The sequence below is a fragment of the Geodermatophilus chilensis genome (assembly GCF_002802985.1).
Lineage (GTDB): Bacteria > Actinomycetota > Actinomycetes > Mycobacteriales > Geodermatophilaceae > Geodermatophilus > Geodermatophilus chilensis.
The window spans coordinates 1-18,624 of record NZ_NVPT01000112.1; the positions used below are offsets into that span (position 1 = coordinate 1).

The 18,624-nt window shown below is 72.3% G+C and carries 14 protein-coding genes and 1 pseudogene; 5 read left to right on the forward strand and 10 right to left on the reverse strand.

What is annotated here, in order from left to right:
* Window positions 1-73: 73 nt before the first annotated feature.
* The gene (locus CNO22_RS17940; RefSeq protein WP_100500661.1) at window positions 74-1,663 is read right to left on the reverse strand and encodes an LCP family protein; all 1,590 of its coding nucleotides are present in this window, start codon (window positions 1,661-1,663) and stop codon (window positions 74-76) included.
* A gap of 212 nt (window positions 1,664-1,875) precedes the next feature.
* Between CNO22_RS17940 and CNO22_RS17945 the strand changes: the two genes are divergently transcribed.
* The gene (locus CNO22_RS17945; protein WP_100500662.1) at window positions 1,876-2,679 is read left to right on the forward strand and encodes an exodeoxyribonuclease III; all 804 of its coding nucleotides are present in this window, start codon (window positions 1,876-1,878) and stop codon (window positions 2,677-2,679) included.
* Here the strand turns inward: CNO22_RS17945 and CNO22_RS17950 are convergent.
* From CNO22_RS17950 to CNO22_RS17975, 6 genes and pseudogenes are all read right to left on the reverse strand, one after another.
* A complete protein-coding gene (locus tag CNO22_RS17950) occupies window positions 2,676-3,797 on the reverse strand; it encodes a tyrosine-type recombinase/integrase (RefSeq protein WP_100500663.1) in 1,122 nt (373 codons plus the stop codon). The genes CNO22_RS17945 and CNO22_RS17950 overlap by 4 nt on opposite strands.
* Before the next feature lie 143 nt (window positions 3,798-3,940).
* Window positions 3,941-4,168: a helix-turn-helix transcriptional regulator gene (locus CNO22_RS17955; RefSeq protein WP_100500664.1), complete on the reverse strand. Its 228-nt coding sequence runs from the start codon at window positions 4,166-4,168 to the stop codon at window positions 3,941-3,943.
* 166 nt (window positions 4,169-4,334) lie between these two features.
* A pseudogene (gene mobF, locus CNO22_RS17960) lies at window positions 4,335-7,927 on the reverse strand (MobF family relaxase).
* A gap of 443 nt (window positions 7,928-8,370) precedes the next feature.
* Window positions 8,371-8,691 (reverse strand): thioredoxin family protein, encoded by a 321-nt coding sequence (locus CNO22_RS17965; protein WP_157936999.1) that lies wholly within the window; start codon window positions 8,689-8,691, stop codon window positions 8,371-8,373.
* Window positions 8,692-8,895: 204 nt separating this feature from the next.
* Window positions 8,896-11,385 (reverse strand): heavy metal translocating P-type ATPase, encoded by a 2,490-nt coding sequence (locus tag CNO22_RS17970; protein ID WP_100500666.1) that lies wholly within the window; start codon window positions 11,383-11,385, stop codon window positions 8,896-8,898.
* Window positions 11,382-11,618, reverse strand: a complete 237-nt coding sequence (locus tag CNO22_RS17975; protein ID WP_100500667.1) for a heavy-metal-associated domain-containing protein — start codon at window positions 11,616-11,618, stop codon at window positions 11,382-11,384. Before CNO22_RS17975 ends, CNO22_RS17970 begins: the two co-directional genes overlap by 4 nt.
* A 328-nt stretch (window positions 11,619-11,946) precedes the next feature.
* Here CNO22_RS17975 and CNO22_RS17980 point away from each other — a divergent pair, with 328 nt between their 5' ends.
* Window positions 11,947-12,279 (forward strand): four-helix bundle copper-binding protein, encoded by a 333-nt coding sequence (locus CNO22_RS17980; protein ID WP_198588418.1) that lies wholly within the window; start codon window positions 11,947-11,949, stop codon window positions 12,277-12,279.
* 239 nt (window positions 12,280-12,518) lie between these two features.
* Window positions 12,519-12,971: a heavy metal-responsive transcriptional regulator gene (locus CNO22_RS17985; RefSeq protein WP_100500668.1), complete on the forward strand. Its 453-nt coding sequence runs from the start codon at window positions 12,519-12,521 to the stop codon at window positions 12,969-12,971.
* Here CNO22_RS17985 and CNO22_RS17990 read toward each other — a convergent pair.
* From CNO22_RS17990 to CNO22_RS18000, 3 genes are all read right to left on the reverse strand, one after another.
* Window positions 12,931-13,344, reverse strand: coding sequence for an MFS transporter (locus CNO22_RS17990; protein ID WP_198588419.1), 414 nt, complete (start codon window positions 13,342-13,344; stop codon window positions 12,931-12,933). The genes CNO22_RS17985 and CNO22_RS17990 overlap by 41 nt on opposite strands.
* A 787-nt stretch (window positions 13,345-14,131) precedes the next feature.
* Entirely contained in the window at window positions 14,132-14,278 is a 147-nt protein-coding gene (locus tag CNO22_RS17995) for a hypothetical protein (protein WP_408609703.1), read from the reverse strand.
* A gap of 706 nt (window positions 14,279-14,984) precedes the next feature.
* Window positions 14,985-16,268: a PIN domain-containing protein gene (locus CNO22_RS18000; RefSeq protein ID WP_157937000.1), complete on the reverse strand. Its 1,284-nt coding sequence runs from the start codon at window positions 16,266-16,268 to the stop codon at window positions 14,985-14,987.
* A gap of 664 nt (window positions 16,269-16,932) precedes the next feature.
* Between CNO22_RS18000 and CNO22_RS29730 the strand changes: the two genes are divergently transcribed.
* Together CNO22_RS29730 and CNO22_RS18010 are read left to right on the forward strand one after the other, a co-directional pair.
* Window positions 16,933-17,064, forward strand: a complete 132-nt coding sequence (locus tag CNO22_RS29730) for a hypothetical protein (RefSeq protein ID WP_269799608.1) — start codon at window positions 16,933-16,935, stop codon at window positions 17,062-17,064.
* Window positions 17,065-17,241: 177 nt separating this feature from the next.
* Window positions 17,242-18,390, forward strand: a complete 1,149-nt coding sequence (locus CNO22_RS18010) for a glycosyltransferase family protein (protein ID WP_157937001.1) — start codon at window positions 17,242-17,244, stop codon at window positions 18,388-18,390.
* The last annotated feature ends 234 nt before the right edge of the window (window positions 18,391-18,624 follow it).

Below are 18,624 nucleotides of genomic sequence, written 5' to 3' on the forward strand. Positions count from 1 at the left end.
GGGTGGGGAGGACGGCGGCCCCCTGCAGGGCCCCGCCGCGAGCCTGCGAGGGGTGGGGGCAGGGGGTTCTGTTTCAGTCGCCGGCGGCCTGGTTCGGGGGCTCACCCGCGGCCAGCGCCTCGGCGGCCCGGACCGGGTCGTAGGCGCAGGCGTCGGTCACGTCGGTCACCGCACCCGCCTCGCCCGTGGGCACGCCCGGCGCCACGGTCGGCGAGCTGGGCGCCGGCGCCGCGGTGGGGGTGGGCGTGCCGTTCGCCGCGGCGTCGTCGGCCGCCGGGGCCGGGTCCAGCGCCTCGTCGACGATCGCCCGCATCCGGTCGTAGTCGGGGTAGGCCGGCTCGATCACGGTGTCGTCGAAGACGACGCTGCGCACCTCGGCGTCCTTGACCAGGAACGCCACGTCGACGAAGTCGTCGAGGGCCGACCGCGGGATGTCGGTGCTCACGATGTCCTGCGTGGTGTCCGCCAGCTCCTGGTAGCGCTCCAGCAGGGTGACCGGGTCGGCGGCGTCGATGATCGCGTCGATCGTGCAGCGCTGACGGGCCATCCGGTCGTAGTCGGTGAGCCCGAAGCGGCCGCGGGCGAAGGCCAGCGCCCGCGCGCCGTCCATCTGCTGGTCGGGCCCGGGCTGGATGTAGTCGTCGGGCAGCTCGCCGGTGCCGGGGTTGCCGTTGATCGGCACCCAGTAGTTGACGTTCACGGTGATCCCGCCGAGGGCGTCGACCAGCCGGCTGAAGCCGTCGAGGTTGACCAGCACGAAGTAGTGGATGTCCAGGCCCAGCGCCTCACCGACGCCGAGCTTCAGGAAGTCCGCGCCCGGGTCGTCGGTGGGCCCGAGGACGTCGGGGTGGTCCCGCGGGCCGTTGCGGTAGACGGCGTTGAGCAGGCTCTCGCTCTCGCTGCCCGCGTGGAAGCCCTCCGGGTAGATCTCGCTGAGCGGGCTGTCCTCCGGGAAGGGCAGGTCCTCGAGGTTGCGCGGCAGGCTGAACAGCGTCGTGTCGCCGGTGTCCGTGTCGACGCTGGCCACGATCACCGTGTCGGTGCGCACGCCCTCGCGGCCCTCACCGCCGTCCCCGCCGAGCAACAGCACGTTGACCCGCTCCTGGTCGCCGAACGGGTCGACCGAGTCGGTCACGGTGGCCGACTCGCGGTCGGCGAAGAGGCCGTCGATGAGCCCCCGCTGGGCCAGCGCCACCTGGCCGGCCGTGACCACCGGGTAGGCGACACCGGCCACCAGCGCGGCCACGAGGACGCCGCCCAGCACCTTCCCGCCGCGGGAGGTGCGGCGCGGCAGCAGGGCGCGGTAGCCCCCGACCACGACGACGACCCACAGCAGGCCCAGGACGACGATCCCGCCGAACACCCACATCAGCGCCCTCGCGTCGACGGCGACCTGCGCGGCGACCCGCTGCCCCGCCGTGGCCAGCCACGCGGCAGCGCCGACCAGCAGCAGGAAGACCCCGAGGACCAGCGCACCGAGCCGGCGCCGGCCGGCGGCGAGGAACGCCGTCCCCGGGAGGACGGCGTTCAGCACGGTCAGGCCCAGCGTCGCGGCGAGGCCGCGGCCGGGGGCCTGCGACGCCCGCTTCGGGCTCTCCGGTGGTGGGGGCAGGGGTCGCGACGGGCCGATGGGACGCGTCACGTCCCACTCGCGCTCGCTCACGGGCCCTCCTCGTTGGCTGTCGTCGACGTGGGGCGACCCGTGGCAGCCCGTCTGCCGCCCATGCTCCCACCCATCGCGCCGGAGCAGCGCCGTCGCGACTGCCCCACCTGCACGGACACCCGTGCGGGTACCCGACGGCGAGCGGGCTCACCCACCGGCGGCTGCCCGGAGCCCGGACCGGCCCGCGGAGCCACTCCGTATGGTCGGCTCCCGTGCGTCTCGCCACCTGGAACGTGAACTCGATCCGCACCCGGGCCGACCGCGTGGCCGCCTGGCTGCAGCGCTCGGACGTCGACGTCCTGGCCCTCCAGGAGACGAAGTGCCGCGACGACCAGTTCCCCGAGTCCCGCTTCACCGACCTCGGCTACCAGGTCGCGCACGTCGGCCACTCGCAGTGGAACGGGGTGGCGGTGCTGTCCCGGGTCGGTCTGGAGGACGTCGAGGCCGGCTTCCCCGGGATGCCGACCTGGTCGGCCAAGGAGGGCGTCGAGCCCGCGCCCGAGGCCCGTGCGCTGGGCGCCACCTGCGGCGGGGTACGGGTGTGGAGCCTGTACGTGCCCAACGGGCGCACGCTGACCGACCCGCACTACCGGTACAAGCTGGACTGGCTCGGGGCGCTGCGGACGGCGGCCGGCGGCTGGCTGACCGAGGACGCCGGCGCGCAGGTCGCCCTGGTCGGCGACTGGAACATCGCCCCGCAGGACGACGACGTGTGGGACGTGCGGGTCTTCGCGCACTCGACGCACGTCTCCGAGCCCGAGCGCGCCGCGTTCCGCGCGATCGTCGACGCCGGGTACGCCGACGTCGTCCGGCCGCACACCCCCGGCCCCGGCGTCTACACCTACTGGGACTACACCCAGCTGCGCTTCCCCCGCCGCGAGGGCATGCGGATCGACTTCGTGCTGGGCTCCCCGGCCCTGGCCGCCCGGGTGACGAATGCCCTGATAGACCGGCAGGAGCGCAAGGGCAAGGGCGCCAGCGACCACGCCCCCGTCGTGGTCGAGCTGGCCGACTAGCGGACCGACTTCGCGTCCTGGGGCACATCCGGGGCACAGGGGGCACTGGCTGTGTCCCACGCCGCGTCGATGGCGCTCCGCGTCCGGTCGTCCGAGTCCGGCATGAGGTGCCCGTAGGTGCTGAGGACCAGCGAGGCGTCCTCGTGCCCCAGCCGCTCGGCCACCGCCACGACTGACTCGCCGGCCGCGAGCAGAACGCTGGCGTAGTGGTGTCGCAGGTCGTGGCTCGTCGTCCCCTTCGGTAGCCCCGCCTCGATCACCGCCCGACCGAACAGGTTGTGGCCGTAGTAGACGTGCCCGAGCGGGGCACCCTTCCCGGTGGTGAAAATCGTTCCGTCTCCGGCCGCCGGATACGCCGCCAGGTGAGCTGCCAGTACGTCGGCGACCACCCGGGGCAGCGGGACGGTCCGCTTCGACCGGGGAGTCTTCGGTTCGCTTCGCGCCCCCTTCGACCCCTGGGTGAGCTGCCACTCGATCCGCACGGTGCGGCGCAGGAAGTCGACGTCCTGCACGCGGAGGGCCAGCAGCTCGCCGATCCGGAGTCCGAGCCCGGCCTGAGCGAGGACCATGGTCCGATAGCGCTCTGGCATGGCTCCGGCGAGGGCCGCGACCTGCTCGACCGACAGCGGCACGATCCGATCTCTCTCGTACCGAGGGAGTTGGATGCGGACGACAGGAGATGCGGCCACGAGCCTGTCGAGGACCGCTGCCCCGTACAGGCTCCGGAGAAGCCCGACTGCCTGCCGCACGGTGGTCGGGGCCAGCACTCTCGACCGGTCGGTGGCCCAGGCCTGGACCTCGGACGGGCGCACGTCCGCGAGCTTGCGGCCACCGAGACGAGTTCCCTCGATGTGCAACCGGATCATCATCTCCGTCCGCCGTGCCGTGGTTGGCCGGTGCGGGCGCGTCTCCGCCCACCCGCGGGCGTATTCGGCGACGGTGATCTTGGAAGGCTCGATGTACGTGCCGCGTACCTTGTCCGCCTCGACCGTGGCCGCGTGACGATCGGCGTCGCCCTTCTTGGTGAACGACTTCTTGCGCTGCCTGCCCTGGTCGTCCCGCCACCGCGCCTGGTAGGTCGTCCGCCCGTCGCGGACCCGCTTCTCGACGCTTGCCATGACTGACTCCTCCACGTCTCCGACGCGGCCCGGCTCGCGGTCGACGTCGTTGCTGGGACGAAACGGTTCGGCACGCAGCATGCTCAAGAGATCCGACGAGGCCAGGGCGGCAACACACAGGGCTGCGGCCCCTTCGCGGGTCGCTACACGATGGCGTCTCGGCCAAGCTGCGCCTCGACCAACGCCTGGAGGTCGTCGTAGCGGTAGAGGACGCGGCGGCCGAGGCGGAAGCTGCGCGGGCCGGTGCCCAGGTGGCGCCAGTACCGGAGGGTGGCGACGGGGGCGCGGAGCAGTTCGGCGGCTTCGGTGATGGTGAGCAGCTCGGGCACGGGCTGGGCAGTGTGGTCGCTGCGGTGTGTGCGGTCGGGCATGGCGCGCTCCGGGTCAGGGTCGGGCGTGATCGGCGGTGCACCGGAGGCGTCAGGTTGAGTCCGGTGCTGACAGCCCACAGCCGCGCTCTGCCGTTGGTCTGCAGTCGTCCTCCAGTTCCCCTGTAGCAGGTCTCCTCCAGCCGGGCCCGAGCCCTGGAGACCGTGGTCACCGGCCGATGCCGGGTTCGGCGCCCGGTCGAGGAGTCAGGCCGACGACAGGCTCCGGCGGTCGGACGCCGTGGGTCGGCCTCGACGAGGACGGCAGCGCCGCCGTTCGGTGCACGGTCCGTTCCGCGTCGCGGGCGGCGCATCAGAGCGCGTGTTCCTGGGCGCGCCGGTCGGCCGGGAGAACGAGAAGTGCCGGGTCGGCGACGAGTCGCGTGATGCGGGCTCGCACGGCGCTCAACTCCCCATGGGTGGCGGCGAGGTCGCGGTCGACCTCGAGCAGCAGCGCCTTCGGGTCAGCGGTCGACGCCAGGGCCCCGAGGCCGGCGAGCCGGTCGCTGCGCTGGCGGTGGGCCTCGGCCAGCGCGCGCCAGGCCTGCTCGTGTGCGTGCTGGGCGGCGTGGGCAGTCGTGCGTAGCGCCTCGTGCTCGGGGTGTGCGGATTCGGCGGCGCTTCGGGCGGCGGCGGCGAATGCCGTCCACAGCGCGGTCCGGTCATCGGCCCGGTCGGCGACCTCAGCGACCTGGTGAGGGTCGGTGGGCAGGGAGGGCAGGTACGGGCGCCAGCGGTGCGCCCAGTCGGTGAGCTGGTCTGCGGCTCGGGTAACAGCCGCCTGCCGTAGCCGGAGCCGTCCCGGGCCGGCGAGCACGACCTGCGCCGCTGCCCGGGCGGCGGCCCACTCGCCGTCCCAGCGCGCGTGCAGCCCGTCACGGATCCGGTCGGTCTCGACGGCGATCGCCGCACCGCTGACCTCAGCCCGGGCCGTGGCCAGCCGGGCCGCAGCGGCGGCCTGGCGATAGTCGGCTTCCAGCGCCGGGAGCCGGTCTGCTTGGTCGTCCTCGAGGGCTACCGATTGCCGCAGCGCATCGCGCAGCGGTTCCTGGATGGCGAGCCGGTCCAGGAACCGCTGCTCGGCCGTCCACGCGGCGTGCAGATCGGCCAGCACCTGGTCCAGCGGCCGGGGTTGGGCGTAGTGGGCCGCCTCCCTGGCGGCGAGCCCGGCGGCATGGGCGGGGCCCAGGTCGGCGCGGTCGCGGCCGAAGACGGCGATCCACTGCTGGCGCGCCTCACTGAGGTCGGCCGCGACAAGATGCGCGGTATTGGCGGTGCGACCACGCGTCATACCGACGTAGGCCGTCGCCGCGCCGCTGTGCTCGCCGATCACCAGGTGCGCGGCGGAGACGGTGTCGCCCTGGGCGCCATGCGCGGTGCACGCGTAGGCCAGCTCGACCTGCGCGGCGACGTAGTCGACCGGCAGCAGCCGCTCTCCTACTCGTCTCCGTATGGCGTCGGCGGGGACGATGGTCAGCTGCCTGTGGCCGTCGATGGCGGTGACGGTCCAGGTGTCGCGATTGGCCACGCCCAGGTCCCGGTCGTTGCGGCGGGTGGCTATCCGGTCCCCGATCCCGATCCGCTGCCCGGTCCTCGTGGTGACCGGCTCGGTGTCGTCGACCTGACCGGCGGCGACGAGTCGGTCGCGGATGGCGGCGTTGAGCTCGGCGGCCTGCTCGCGGGTGTCCACCACCACCGCCACCCGCTCTCCCCGGCAGTGTGCGTCCTCCGCGAGTGCGGCCAGCGCCTCCTGCGCTGCCGCCGCATCGGGGTGCAGGCGGATGCGGCCGCGGGCGGCGAGCGCGTCGAAGACCGCCCCGGGATCGGCGCCGGCCCGCATGGCCAGGGTCAGCTCGGCATACTGACCGTCGGGCACGGTCGCGCCGGTGTGGTCAGTGCGCGTGAAGCGGTGCACCCGGTCCAGGGTCAGCACCGCGGCCGGGTCGACGTGGCGGACAGCCAGGTGGAGCACGCCGCCGCGGCCGACCGCGGCGAGCTGATGGCGGTCACCGAGCAGCGCGACTCGCGCGCGGGACTCGTCGGCGACGGTGAGCAGGGCGCGGGCGGTGTCCTGGTCGAGCATGCCGGCCTCGTCCACGACCAACAGATCGCCAGCGTGCAGCCGCGCGGCGTCTTCAGGGCCGGTGTAGACGCCGCCGGTGACTGGGTCGGCCCGGCCAGGGTTGAGCCGGGTCCAGGCGCCGGACTCCGTCCAGCGCCAGCCGTGCTGGAAGGCCAGCCACGCCGCCGACCCCGCGGCCGCGCCGACCTCGACGGCGGCGACCTGGGCCGCCTTCAGCGTCGGGGTGACCACCACCATCCGGCGCCCTTGCTGGGTGAGCGCCTGCTGGGTGGCGGTCAGAGTGGTGGTCTTGCCCGCGCCGGCCGCGCCCTCGATGACGATTAGCGGGCGGTGGCCGGCGAGCGCGGCGACCGCCGCGGCCTGCCCGGCGTCCAACCGCATGGCCATCGCGGCCGCGGGTGTCAGCACCGGCGGCAGGCCCGCGTGGCGCTCGCCGCTGCGGGCCGCGAGGCGTGCGGTCAGGTCGGCCTCGACTTCTAGCACGGGGTGGGAGGTCCAGGCCCGGACGTGCTCCGGCGCCTCCTGACCGGGGAGGAGCGGTAGGGAGCGGGCCACGGCTCGGGCGGTGAGGTCCTCGGCCAGCTCGATCCGCACCGCTGTGTCGACGACGACCCCGGCGGCGGCGAGCAGCCGTTCGACCGCGCCGCGGATGTCGGCGGCGTTCCAGCCGACCGGCGGGCGGCCAACCGCACCAGCACCTCGTCCACCGCCTCCTCACGGTTCAGCGCGCCGACCGGAGTGCGTATCAGGTCGACCGGCCTGTCCCGGTCGCGGTAGCCGAGGGCAGCGAGCTCGGCCAGCCACCGCTCGGTGAGGTCGCTGCCCGGTTGTGGGTTCACCTTGTCCGGGCGACCGTCGGCCCACGCGCGCGCGTCCCAGGCTCGGCGCAGCGCCGGCCCCGGCGACTGATCGGGGTGCGCGGCGGTCCACTCCCGTTCGTAGCGGTCCAGATTTCGAGCAATCTGCGCCGCTCGGGCACTGAATGGCCCGATGTAATTCAACAGCTGCCGTATTTCTCCATCGGCGTCTAACGTGTACCCGTGCGCGGCAAGCGCGGCTCGGAATGATGGGTCGGTAGCCACGGCGGCATGCCCCATACCGTTGATGGCGCCGAGGAAGTCGCGCACCCCGACTGTGTGCAGGCCGCGCCACTTTCCGGCGGCGTACACGCGGGCATTGACTTGTAGGTGTAGGTGCCGGTGCGGATCTCCGGCGCGGGAGGTGTAGTGCCGCACCGTCACCGCCTCCAGCACCTTGACCGGCACCTGCACCTGACCGCCCCGCGGGCCCACCCGCGTCGTCGCGTGCAGCGACAGCCAACCGATGATCTGTGCGGCGGCGCGGTCCTGCGCGGCGTCGTACGCCGCGGCGATGTCCGGGTGCAGCGCGGCCGCCAGCGACCACGACTTCGGGCCGTTCACCACCACCTCGACGAACCGGACGGCGCGGTCGTCGGTGCGCAGCCGCCCCCGCGGCTCCCCCGTGCTCGGGTCCCGGCCAGCCACCCAGGCCTCGTAGGTCTCCCCCGCCAGCGACCCCAGCTCCACCAGCCGGTCACCGCCGGCGCTGAAGCGGCGAGCGAGCCCGGTGCCCTCGGTCAGGTAGTAGTCGTCCGCCCGCCCGCGATCGGCCTCCACGTACTGCCGCGCCGCGCCTGGGGCGCCGACGTAGACCTTCATCCCGCCATGCAATTACCAACGCCACCCAACAATGACCAGCACATCGCCCCCAGAAATGCCGATGGGCCCCGCGAAGCGGAGCCCGTGCTACCCATATTGGTAGCATGCGTGCCGCCTTCGCGGAAGGACATTGAAAGGGGAGGTGCGCGCTACTTATCGGCGCGGGACACGAGACCTCGTGGTCAAAGTATTGAACGACGCTGGTGAGCGTCCGTTGCGTTGAGGCGAGCGCGAGCGGCTTACCAGTCTTCCACTTGCTTGCAGGTGGGTTCGACCTCTCAGCGGCCAGTTGGGGGCGCCCTGACGGGACGACGTATCGAAGACGTCCGGCAGGCCCGGTGGCGAGACACCTGTCCCGGACACGGCTTCGAGCACCTCGCGCTCGGCGCGTCAGGGGCGTGCTACGGCGTCTCTGAAACGGTCGTTTTCGTTCTACGGGGCTGCTACTTGGTGGCTGCTCGCAGAGCTTCCTCGAGGTCTTCGTCGCGGATGAGTCCGTCGAGACGGGCAATCTCCTGGCCGCTACGCAGCAACAGGAGCGTGGGGATGCTCATGACGCCGTATCTGGCGACGGTGGGGGTGTCGGTGTCGACGTCGATGCGGTAGCCGGTGAAGCGACCAGGGTGGTTGGCGGCGAAGCGTTCCAGTCGCGGCTCGAGGGCGCGGCAGGGGGCACAGCTGGCCTGCCAGAAGTCCAGCAGGACAAGACCGTCGGGGGTGTTGGTGTCCAGCTGGCTGCCGTTGATGATCGGAAAGCTGCTCACGCGTACTCCTGCATGTCGGACACGCCGCACTCGGGGCGGCGGCGGGTTGGTGCTGGGGGTTGGGCATTCGGCGCGGGTTCCCGGTCGCCGCGGTCGACCCTGACCAAGACGATCGGCGGTGGCGGCGGCCAGGACCAGCCACCGCCGCCACCGCCCGCGGTCGCAGGCTCCCTGTCGTGAGGTCGGGCGTGGCTACGTCTGTGGTCAGTTCCCCCGGGTCGCGCCGGCCGGCTCCGGCTCGTTGCCGGGGCCGTGGGAGCGTCCGACGCTGCCGATGGCCTCGACCAGCAGCCGGGGCCGCCCGCCGAGGGAGTTGATGAAGATCGTGGTCACGGACAGCGCCATCGCGACCATGGCCCACACCGGGTAGACCAGCCCGGTGGTGGCGGCGGGGATGCCGATGCCGTTGAACAGGAACGCCAGGGCCACGTTCTGCCGGGTGCGGCGGTAGCTGGAGCGGCTGGTCTGTTGCGCGGTGAGGATGGCGCGCAGGTCGTCGCGGACGATGACGACGTCGGCGGACTCCACCGCGATGTCGGTGCCGCCGCCCATGGCGATGCCGACGTCGGCCTGCATCAGTGCGGGGGCGTCGTTGATGCCGTCGCCGACCATCGCCACCCGGGTGCCGTCGGTCTGCAGGTCGCGCACCAGCGCGGCCTTGTCCTCGGGCAGAACGCCGGCGCGGACCTCGGCGATCCCGACCTGGCGGGCCACGTGCGCGGCGGCGCGGGCGTTGTCACCGGTGGCCAGTACCGGGGTGATCCCGGCGGCCCGTAGCTGCTGGACCGCCTCGATGGCGTCGGGGCGCAGCTCGTCGCCGAGGGCGATGATCCCGAGCAGGTGGGTGTCGGCGGCGACGGCGACCACGGTGCGGCCGGTCTCCTCCAGCTGCTGCACCCGGGCCGCGACCGGGGTCAGGTCGACGCCGCGGTCGATGAGGAACCCCGGCCGGCCGACGAGCACGGCGCGCCCGTCCACGGTGGCGCTCACGCCCAGACCGGTGACCGACTGGAAGTCCTGGGCCGGGGGCACGGGCAGGCCGCGGTCGGTGGCGGCGGTGACGATGGCGCGGGCCAGCGGGTGCTCGGAGGGGTCCTCGGCCGCCGCGGCGGTGGTGAGCAGCTCCGTCTCGTCGGTGACCGGCTCGATCTCGCGGGCGGCGGGGCGGCCCTCGGTGAGGGTGCCGGTCTTGTCCAGCACAACGGTGCGGACCTGGCCGAAGGTCTGGAACGCCTCCCCGGTGCGCATGATGATGCCCTGGTCGGCGGCCTCTCCCGCGGCGCGCACGATCGCCAGCGGCGCGGCGATCCCGACCGCGCACGGGTAGCCCATGACCAGCACGCCGAGGCCGGCGAACACGGCGCGGCGCACGTCCGGTTCGCCGACCAGCGCCCACGACCCGACCAGCCACCCGGCCAAGGCGAGGGTGGCGACGATCAGGACGGTGGGGGTGTAGACGCGCAGCACCCGGTCAACCAGGTGCAGAATGCCGGGCTTGAGCGCGCGGGCGTCCTCCACGTGGCGCACGACCTGGGCCAGGAAGCTGTCCGCCCCGACCCGGGTCGCCTCCACCAGCAGGCTGCCGGCGCCGTTGATGGACCCACCGATCACCTCCCCGCCGGCCGAACGCTCGGCCGGGACCGGCTCGCCGGTGACCAGGGACAGGTCGAGAGTGGAGTAGCCCTCGACGACGCGGCCGTCGACCGGAACCCGCTCGCCGGGGCGGATCCGCACCAGGTCTCCGACCGCGACCTGGGCGACCGGGACCTCCTGCTCGGCGCCGTCACGGATCAGCCGGGCGGTGTCGGGCTGTAGGTCCAGCAGCTTGCGCACGGCCTGGCTGGAACGGGTCTTGACCAGCAGCGAGAGCCACTCCGAGAAGATGTGGTAGTTGGCGACCAGCACGGTCACCGCGAAGAACGGCGCCGTCGGATAGTCCGGCAGCAGCCCGGTCAGGCCGATCAGCCCGCCGGCGATGCCGGCGAACGCGCCGACTTCGAGCAGCACGTGTTGGTTGAGGATGCGCCGTCGCGCGGCCTGGTAGGCCATCCGCAGGATGTGCGGGCCGATCCCGAACACCACCGTCAACGCGAGCGCGCCGGTGATCCACCCGGCCGCCGTCTCGTCGAGGAGCCCGCTCTGGCGGGCGAGGTAGGCCAGTGCCGCCGGGGTGATCAGCGCCAGCGCGCCGAGGGCGGCGCGGGCACGGCCGGCAGGGCGCAGGATCGCGTAGGCGACCGGCACCATCAGCGCCACGACCGACGCCGGGACCAGCACCGACCACACGCCGGTGACCTCGAGGATCAGTGCGATGGCGGTCAGGCTGGCCGCGATCGCGGCGAGCAGCCGCTTGCCCTCGCGGATGAGGTCGGCTTCCTCCTCCTCGAACGGGCGGAGCTTGCGGGGGTCGTACAGGTCGTAGCCGATGTCCCGCAGCGTCGCGAGGATGTCCTCGGGGCGGATGGCGTTCGGGTCATAGTCGACCAGCGCCTGCTCGTGGGTGAGGCTGACCGCGACCTTGTCCACCCCGGGCTGGCGGCCCAACGCCTTCTCGATCGTGCCGGTGCACAGCGAGCAGTGCAGTCCCGCGATCCGCGCCCGAATGCGGGCGCGGCCGGCGAGGTGGCTGGGCTCCTCGGCCCACAACTCCTCGGCGAGGGTGCCGGACGGGGCGTGGTGGGTGGGGAGGCTCATCGCGGCTCACCGGTGTCGCCGTCGTCGACCACGGTGTATCCGGCGGTGTGGACCTGGGCGGCCACCGCGGCACGGTCGGTGACTGCGGGGTCCAGACGCACCCGCACCTGGCCGGTGCGGTGGTCGGCAGTGGCCTCGCGGACCCCGTCCACGCGGCGCAGCGCCTTGCTCAGCCGCTGCTCACAGCCCGTGCACGTCATGCCTTCGACCTGCAGCGTCACGTTCTCAGCCATGGTCTCTCCTGTGGTCGTCTCTCTCGTCGTGTCGGCCGGTCGTTCCGGATGCGCGGGGCAGGTCCTCCTCCATCGAGCCGTGCTGCCCCTGCTCCAGGTGGTCCTCGAAGACCTCCCGCGCCTCCCGTGTCGCCCGTCCGTCGTCCACGCCGGGCACACTAAGCCTTCCACTCGACTGGAAGGTCAAGCGCGGAGGGCGGTGCCGTCCACGAGCGAGGGAAGCCGTCGTTCGAGCCCTGTTGACCTTCCAGCCGCAGGAAGGTCGATGCTTGGCGCGGCCCGCATGTCTCGCCCCGCGCCGGCGCGGGGCCATTGGAAGGACCCACACATGCCCCTCGTCGACGACCGCACGCAGCAGCTGATCGACGTCCTGGCCGACTGCGTCGCCAAGTGCGAGGCGTGCGCGAAGGACTGCGCGAGCCAGGGCAACGCCGACCTCGCCGCCTGCATCACCCTGTGCTCGGACTGCGCGACGCTGTGCCAGGCCTGCATCCCGCTGCTCGCCCGTGGCAGCGAGTTCTCCGCGCAGCTGTGCCAGACCTGCGCCGACGCCTGTGAGCGGTGCGCGCAGGAGTGCGAGCGGACCGGGATGACCGAGTGCGCCGAGGCCTGCCGCAAGGCCGCCGAGGCGTGCCGTCAGATGGCCGGCGCGTCGGCCTGACCCGCCGGGGGGGCGGCGGCGCGCCGGAGCCGGCTGAGCCCGGCTGCGCCGTCGCCTCCCCCGGGCTGCCCTGCGCTGGATCAGCGGGCGTCGACGCCGGCGGCCTGCGCTTCGAGCGACCCCGCGGCTACCGGCCCAGCACTTACCGCTCCGCTCCTTCGAACGGCACGATCCCTCAGCGGCCGGAGGGATCGGGACGCCGCCTAGGCTCTGCTTCCAGCCGGCGGGAAGGTGACGGAATGCGCATCGGAGAGTTGGCCGACCGAGTCGGTGTGAACACCAAGACCATCCGCTACTACGAGTCGATCGGCCTGGTGCCACAGCCACCCCGGACCGGCGCCGGGTACCGGATCTACGGGGGCGAGGACGAGGCACGGCTGGTGTTCATCAAGACCGCGCAGCATCTGGGGCTGAGCCTGGAGGAGATCCGGGAGGTGCTCCGGCTGCGGGACGCGGGCACCGCGCCGTGTGAGCACGTGCGCGGCATGCTGCGCGAGCAGATCCGCACCATCAGCCGGCGGATGGCCGAGCTGCGCCAGCTCCGTGAGGAGCTGCGGACGCTGGAGTCGGTGATCGACCAGATCCCCGAGGGCGAAGCGGCGATCTGCCGGATCATCGAACACACGCGCGCCACCGGGCAGGACACCCGCGCTAGCGAGGGGGCGCGGTCACCGGTCGGCCGGACTGGGTGAGACCGACCAGCCCCAGCGCTCCAGCGGCCAGCAGCAGCGCCCCACCGAGGTAGTACACCGCCCGGACACCGACCGCGTCGGCCAGCAGGCCGCCGCCGACCAGCGACACCAGGCGGCCGCTCTGCCACAGCAGATCCATGCCGGCGAACACCCGGCCCCGGGCTTGCGGGGACACCTCGGCCTGCAGCAGGCTATCGAAGGTCACCGCCCCGGTGGAGGTCCCCAGCCCGTAGGCAGCGATCGCAGCAAGGGCGGCCGGTAGTGCGCTGACGCTGGCGACGACCAGATCGACCACGCCGCGCAGCAGATACGGGCCGAACACCAACCCCGCATCGAAGTCGGGCTGCGCCAAGGCAAGGACGTCGGCCAGCACGTCCTCCGCACCATGCACACCCGACAGCAAGCCACACCGTCCGCGGAACCGCCCCAGTGACCAGCGGAGCCTGACCCCAGTCCTCTCCGAAACGGAGCCGACGCCGGAACGGAAGGCACTACGGAGTAGGTGGCTCTTCCACCCGTTTCCCCGGCCCGTCCGGCAAAGAGCTCTGCTCAGGGGCCGGAAGTGGCGGCGGGGGACGACCGGACCAAGACTGCTTCCGCAGCGAAGCGCCCGAAGGGCGGAAGGATCTTGGTCCGGTCGGGAGGAGCCGGCGCGGGAGGCCCCTACGCTCAGCTGCCGGACGGGTCGGGACGAGCAGGCACAGCCCGCCGCAGGCGGACCTTGACGCCGGCGTAGCCGGCGCCACGCGCAGCGTGGCCCGAAGGGTGCCTCTGCCAGGACCCCGGAACCGCGGCGCCGCGACCGGCGGGACTCCCGACGTCCGACACACCAAGGCAGCCACACTCGCAGGGGCGCCACCAACAACCTCGGCGCGCCCGCCCCGCACCGCGCCGGACAAACTCCGTGTCAACGCTCACGACGCCAGCGTGGCCGGGCTGAGTCCGATCTGAGGTGTCTCCCTGACTTCTGGGACGAACGCGCGTTCTCCACAGGTCGTGTGACATGCGCTCCAGTGCAGGTGACGACGCCGAGCCCCAAGGGTGATCCGGGCACCGTGCGCCTGCCGCTATCGCCGTCCTCCGACAGCGGGCTACCCACTCAGACGCCTGAGCCTTCTGCTGCTCGGCCACCCAGCGGTCCACGTCCTGGCGCCGGTACATCACCCGCCGCCCCAGGCGGAAGCCATCCGGCCGATGCCGAGATGCCTCCAGTAGCGCAGCGTCGCTACCGGAGTGCGCAGCAGCGCGGCAGCCTCGTCGAGGGTGAGCAACTGCAGAGGAGCATTCGGAGCGGTCTCGTCGTCCACAGCCCAGCCTTTCGGCGATCAAGCGATCTGGTCCAGTGAGGCGACCGTCCGTGCTCGACGCGGCCTCTCAGCCGCCTCCCCATGCCAGCCATGCTGCTGACGCCCACCCAGTGCTTCTGCAGTTCCGTCGAGACGTGAGGAGAAGTTGTCTGCGCGGCCCCGCGCCGGCTGCCGAAACGCTCCTGCTAGCTCCGGTTGGACAGTGGTCCACCGCCAGCGCCCGCGCCCGACGGACTGGAGGAAGACCGGAGACTGCCGGTGACAACAGCAAGGGACCCCGGCGCCGGTATCGCCGGTGTCGCTGGCCGGGGGCCATCGCCCGGGTCCGCAGGATGGGTAGGACATCACGCTCAGCAGCTAGAAACCCGAAGCAGGCGCACAGCCAGCATCGGTTGCTCAGCGAGCGCGGAGGACCCCGGCGGAGCGAATACCGACGCGGCGGCAGTCAAGGAGAAGCGCGCCACCTGGACCACAGTCCGGCCCAAGATCGCGCCAGCAATCCGACAGGCAGTTCGATCACCCCACCCCGACGAGGCAGTGGGGCCAGCTGAGCCGGTGCTGAAAGAGAACAAGGGCGGGACCCGAAGGCCCGCCCTTGCACCCGCCAGCCCATACGTCTGGCTCTGTCAGATGCGACACCGCTTCGCGGCGCGCATACCAAGCGTCGGCACGTACACCCGCTTAGTCAAGCGGAGATCCGTGACAATCACCTCAGGCGCGAGCTGACCGCCACCGCGGTTACGTGCAGTCCGTCCCCGACTACGGAGTGCGCCACCGGGACCGCCGCGTACTCATGGCCGGTCTGCACGCGATCCTCCGAGGGGGGCTGCAGCGTGATCTCCTGCCCAGTCTGGAGGATCTTGGCGCGGACTCTCGCTCCGGGCGTGCTGGCTGCGGAGATCGCCCGGACGACGAGTGGCAGCGTGGGATCCGGCCACCCAGGGGTCGGTGGTCGAGCGTCCAGTGGCCCTACCAAGCGCCATGCCTGCTGCCGGCCAGCTCCCTCCACGTGCACCAGCACGGTCATCCCGACGAGGAGGGTGCCCGGGGTGGCGCCAGAGAGGTTCTTGGTCACCCCGCCTGGCAGCTGAACCGTCACGCGAGTGGGGGTTGGGCTCTGGGCGATCACGCCCTCTTGGAGGCCGGCACACCTTCCGGCCGGTGGGCTTGCGTCCACGACGGGTCGAGGGAAGGGTCCCTCCGCCCAGTCGAGACCGTGTACGTACAGGTCGTGCAAGGCTCCCTTGCTGTGCCGGTAGCTCGCCGGGGGCTCATGCCAGATGGCCCGCGCTCCTGAGTTGTGCTGCAGGAGTACCGCGCCCTTCACGCGCTGGCCAGCCTTGAAGCGCAGGGAGCGGTACTCGTCCGCGGTGAGCAGCTGAGACATCCTGCGCCGGAGGCCGCTACCCAAGTCGCGGCCGTAGGGGCGACCTGCCGCTAAGGTCAAGGCGGTCTCGGTCAGGAGAATCCACCGAGAGTGTTGAGCTCGCGTGTCGACGATGTCGTTGGACGCCGCGAACACCGTGACCCCGAGGTCGCGAGCGAACTCGTAGGACGGGATCAGGTCCATGTCCTCGGACAGGACGATGATCACTCCTCCGCGGGAGCCATCCTTGATCTGCTGCGCCAGGCGAGCGACTTGTAGCGCGCAGAGGACGTCGACCAGCTTCTCCTCGAGCTGGGGCCCGTGCGGTCCCGACCGCTCAACGAGCCGTCCTTCGAGGACGTGTCCCGACGGATGGGACACGACGTCTGCGGCGTAGCGCTGGTTGGTCTGCAGGCTCTCAGCCAGGTAGCGCGAACCACTCGTTCGTCCCGTGGTCGCCACTCCGACGTACACGTCCGTGACGGCGAAGCCATAGGAGGCCAGCATCTGGATGACGCCGGCCACGTGGACCTGTCGCGGTTGACCGAAGCAGTCGGAGACCTGCCGTCTGACGTTCCGCGAGTCGACGACGACGGCGGCCTCGATGGGACGCTTCTCGGACATGACGCCTACGTCACCCGACACGGCCACCTCCCGCCACCCACGCTAACCGAACGTTGCGACACTCCCGGCCCGCGTAGCCAGCTTCGGTGGCGCTAGAGCGCCGTGCTCGGGATGAGGGCGCGAAAGGGAGTAGCGCGCAGCTCGGTGAGTCGAGGAAGCCGCTGGCCCCGATCAGGCGGTCACGCGGCACCGGTGTGAGCCGGCGTTGGCGTCACCAAGCCGGCTCCAGACTGGCGGCGGCCAGCGATCGTGGTCCGCAGTCAGTCCGCAAAGTGCCCAACCAAGACCATGATCGCCCAGCGGCCCCCAACAACAAAACCGCAGTTCAGCCGCGCGATCCATCGATCACCGCAGTCACTCGAGCACTGCGGATCAGTACGACAACTACTTCAGAGGACAACGTGACGCGGTCATAGACGCCCGCGAAGCCCGGCCGTTCACCGGCTGGGCAGCTGTCCGGCCTTCGTGCCGCTACCTGACCTGACTGTCGCCACGTTGGGGCACATCCGGGGCACATGACTCCCTGATTGGTCTCGGTTGTCGCTGATTGGCTGCGTTGTGTCAGTGCAGGTCAGCACATGGGTCGGCCCATCTGCGCTGGTCCGCGTCCCCCGCTTCCACCTACTGGGACTACACCCAGCTGCGCTTCCCCCGCCGCGAGGGCATGCGGATCGACTTCGTGCTCGGCTCCTCCGCGCTGGCCGCCCGGGTGACGAATGCCCTGATAGACCGGCAGGAACGCAAGGGCAAGGGCGCCAGCGACCACGCGCCGGTGGTCGTCGAGCTGACCGACTGAAAGAGGACCCCGTCCTCCCCACCCCTCGCAGGCTCGGGGCGGGACCCGGGACGGGGCCAGCGGGACCCTGCAGGAAGGCCGCCGACCCGGACGATGAAGGGCCTCTCACCGGGCCCTCACCGGTCTCTCCTCCGCGGTGGACACCGTGTGTCCATCGACCCGCCACCGGAGGAACCCATGCCCGCCGCGTCCACCCGCCAGCCGCGCCGGATCGCCCTGTACAGCCACGACACCCAGGGGCTCGGCCACACCCGCCGGAACGCCACGCTGGCCGCCGCCCTGGTCGCGGCGCACCCGGACACCGACGTGCTGCTGCTCACCGGCAACCCGGAGGCGGCGGTGCTGCCGCTGCCGCCGCGCACCGACGTCGTCACCCTGCCGACGCTGCGCAAGGACGCCGACGGCCGCTACGCGCCGCGGACCCTGGCCGGCCCGCTCGAGCAGGTCCTGGACGTGCGCAGCCGCGTCCTCGAGGCCGTCCTGGGTTCCTTCGCCCCCGACCTGCTGGTGGCGGACAAGGTGGCGGCCGACGTCCGGGGCGAGCTGCTCCCGGCGCTGGACACGCTGCGCGAGCAGGGCGGCACCCGGGTCGTGCTCGGGCTGCGGGAGGTCCTCGACCGGCCGGCGGCGGCGGTCGCCGAGTGGGACCGCGCGGCGACGACCGAGGTGCTCGGCGACTACTACGACCAGGTCTGGGTGTACGGCGACCCGGCGGTCTACGACCCGGTGGAGGAGTACGGCCTGCCGGCCGAGGTCGCCGCGATGGTCGTGCACACCGGCTACCTGGGGCACGGCCGGCGCGAGGGCCTGTCCACCCGCAGCCGGCCCGCCGCCCAGGTGCGCCCGCCGGCGGAGCCGTACGTCCTGTGCACGGTCGGCGGCGGGCAGGACGGCGCGGAGCTGGCGCGGGCCTTCGCCGCCGCGCCGCTGCCGGCCGGGTGCTCCGGCGTGCTGCTGACCGGGCCGTTCATGTCCGCGTCGGTCCGCGACGCGCTGCGGGCGACCGCCCCGGACCCCGCCGTCCCCCTGCACCGGGACCTGCACGACCGACAGGTGCTCGTCGCCGGGGACGGATCGGTGGGGTTGCTGGACTTCGACCTGCTGGCCGCCGGCGAGCCGGCGCTGGACCTGGCCAACCTGCTGGCCCACCTCTCGCTGCGGCAGCGCCAGGGCCTGGTCGCCGACGCCGCGCCGCTGCGCGCGGCGGTGCTGGAGGGCTACCGCCCGTCGTCGGCGGTCGCCGCCCGGGTGCCGGTGCACGAGGCGACCACCCGGCTGCGGCTCGCCGCGGTCTACGCCTTCCGCCCGGGCGCGCCGGCCAGCTGACCCCGGTGGCCGAGCTCACGGGCTGGACGAGGACCTCCCTGCGCTCCACCACTCGTAGAAGGACCCTGCAGGAAGGCCGCCGTCCCGGCCGGTGCTGCACCGGGTGATGACCGCCGCCGTCGCCCTGTCCCCCGCCACCCCCACCCCCGTCCCCTATACACATCTCCGAGCCCACCAGACCGTCACAACTACCGTAATCCGTCCTTTGCTTTAAAAACAAAACACACTAAACAA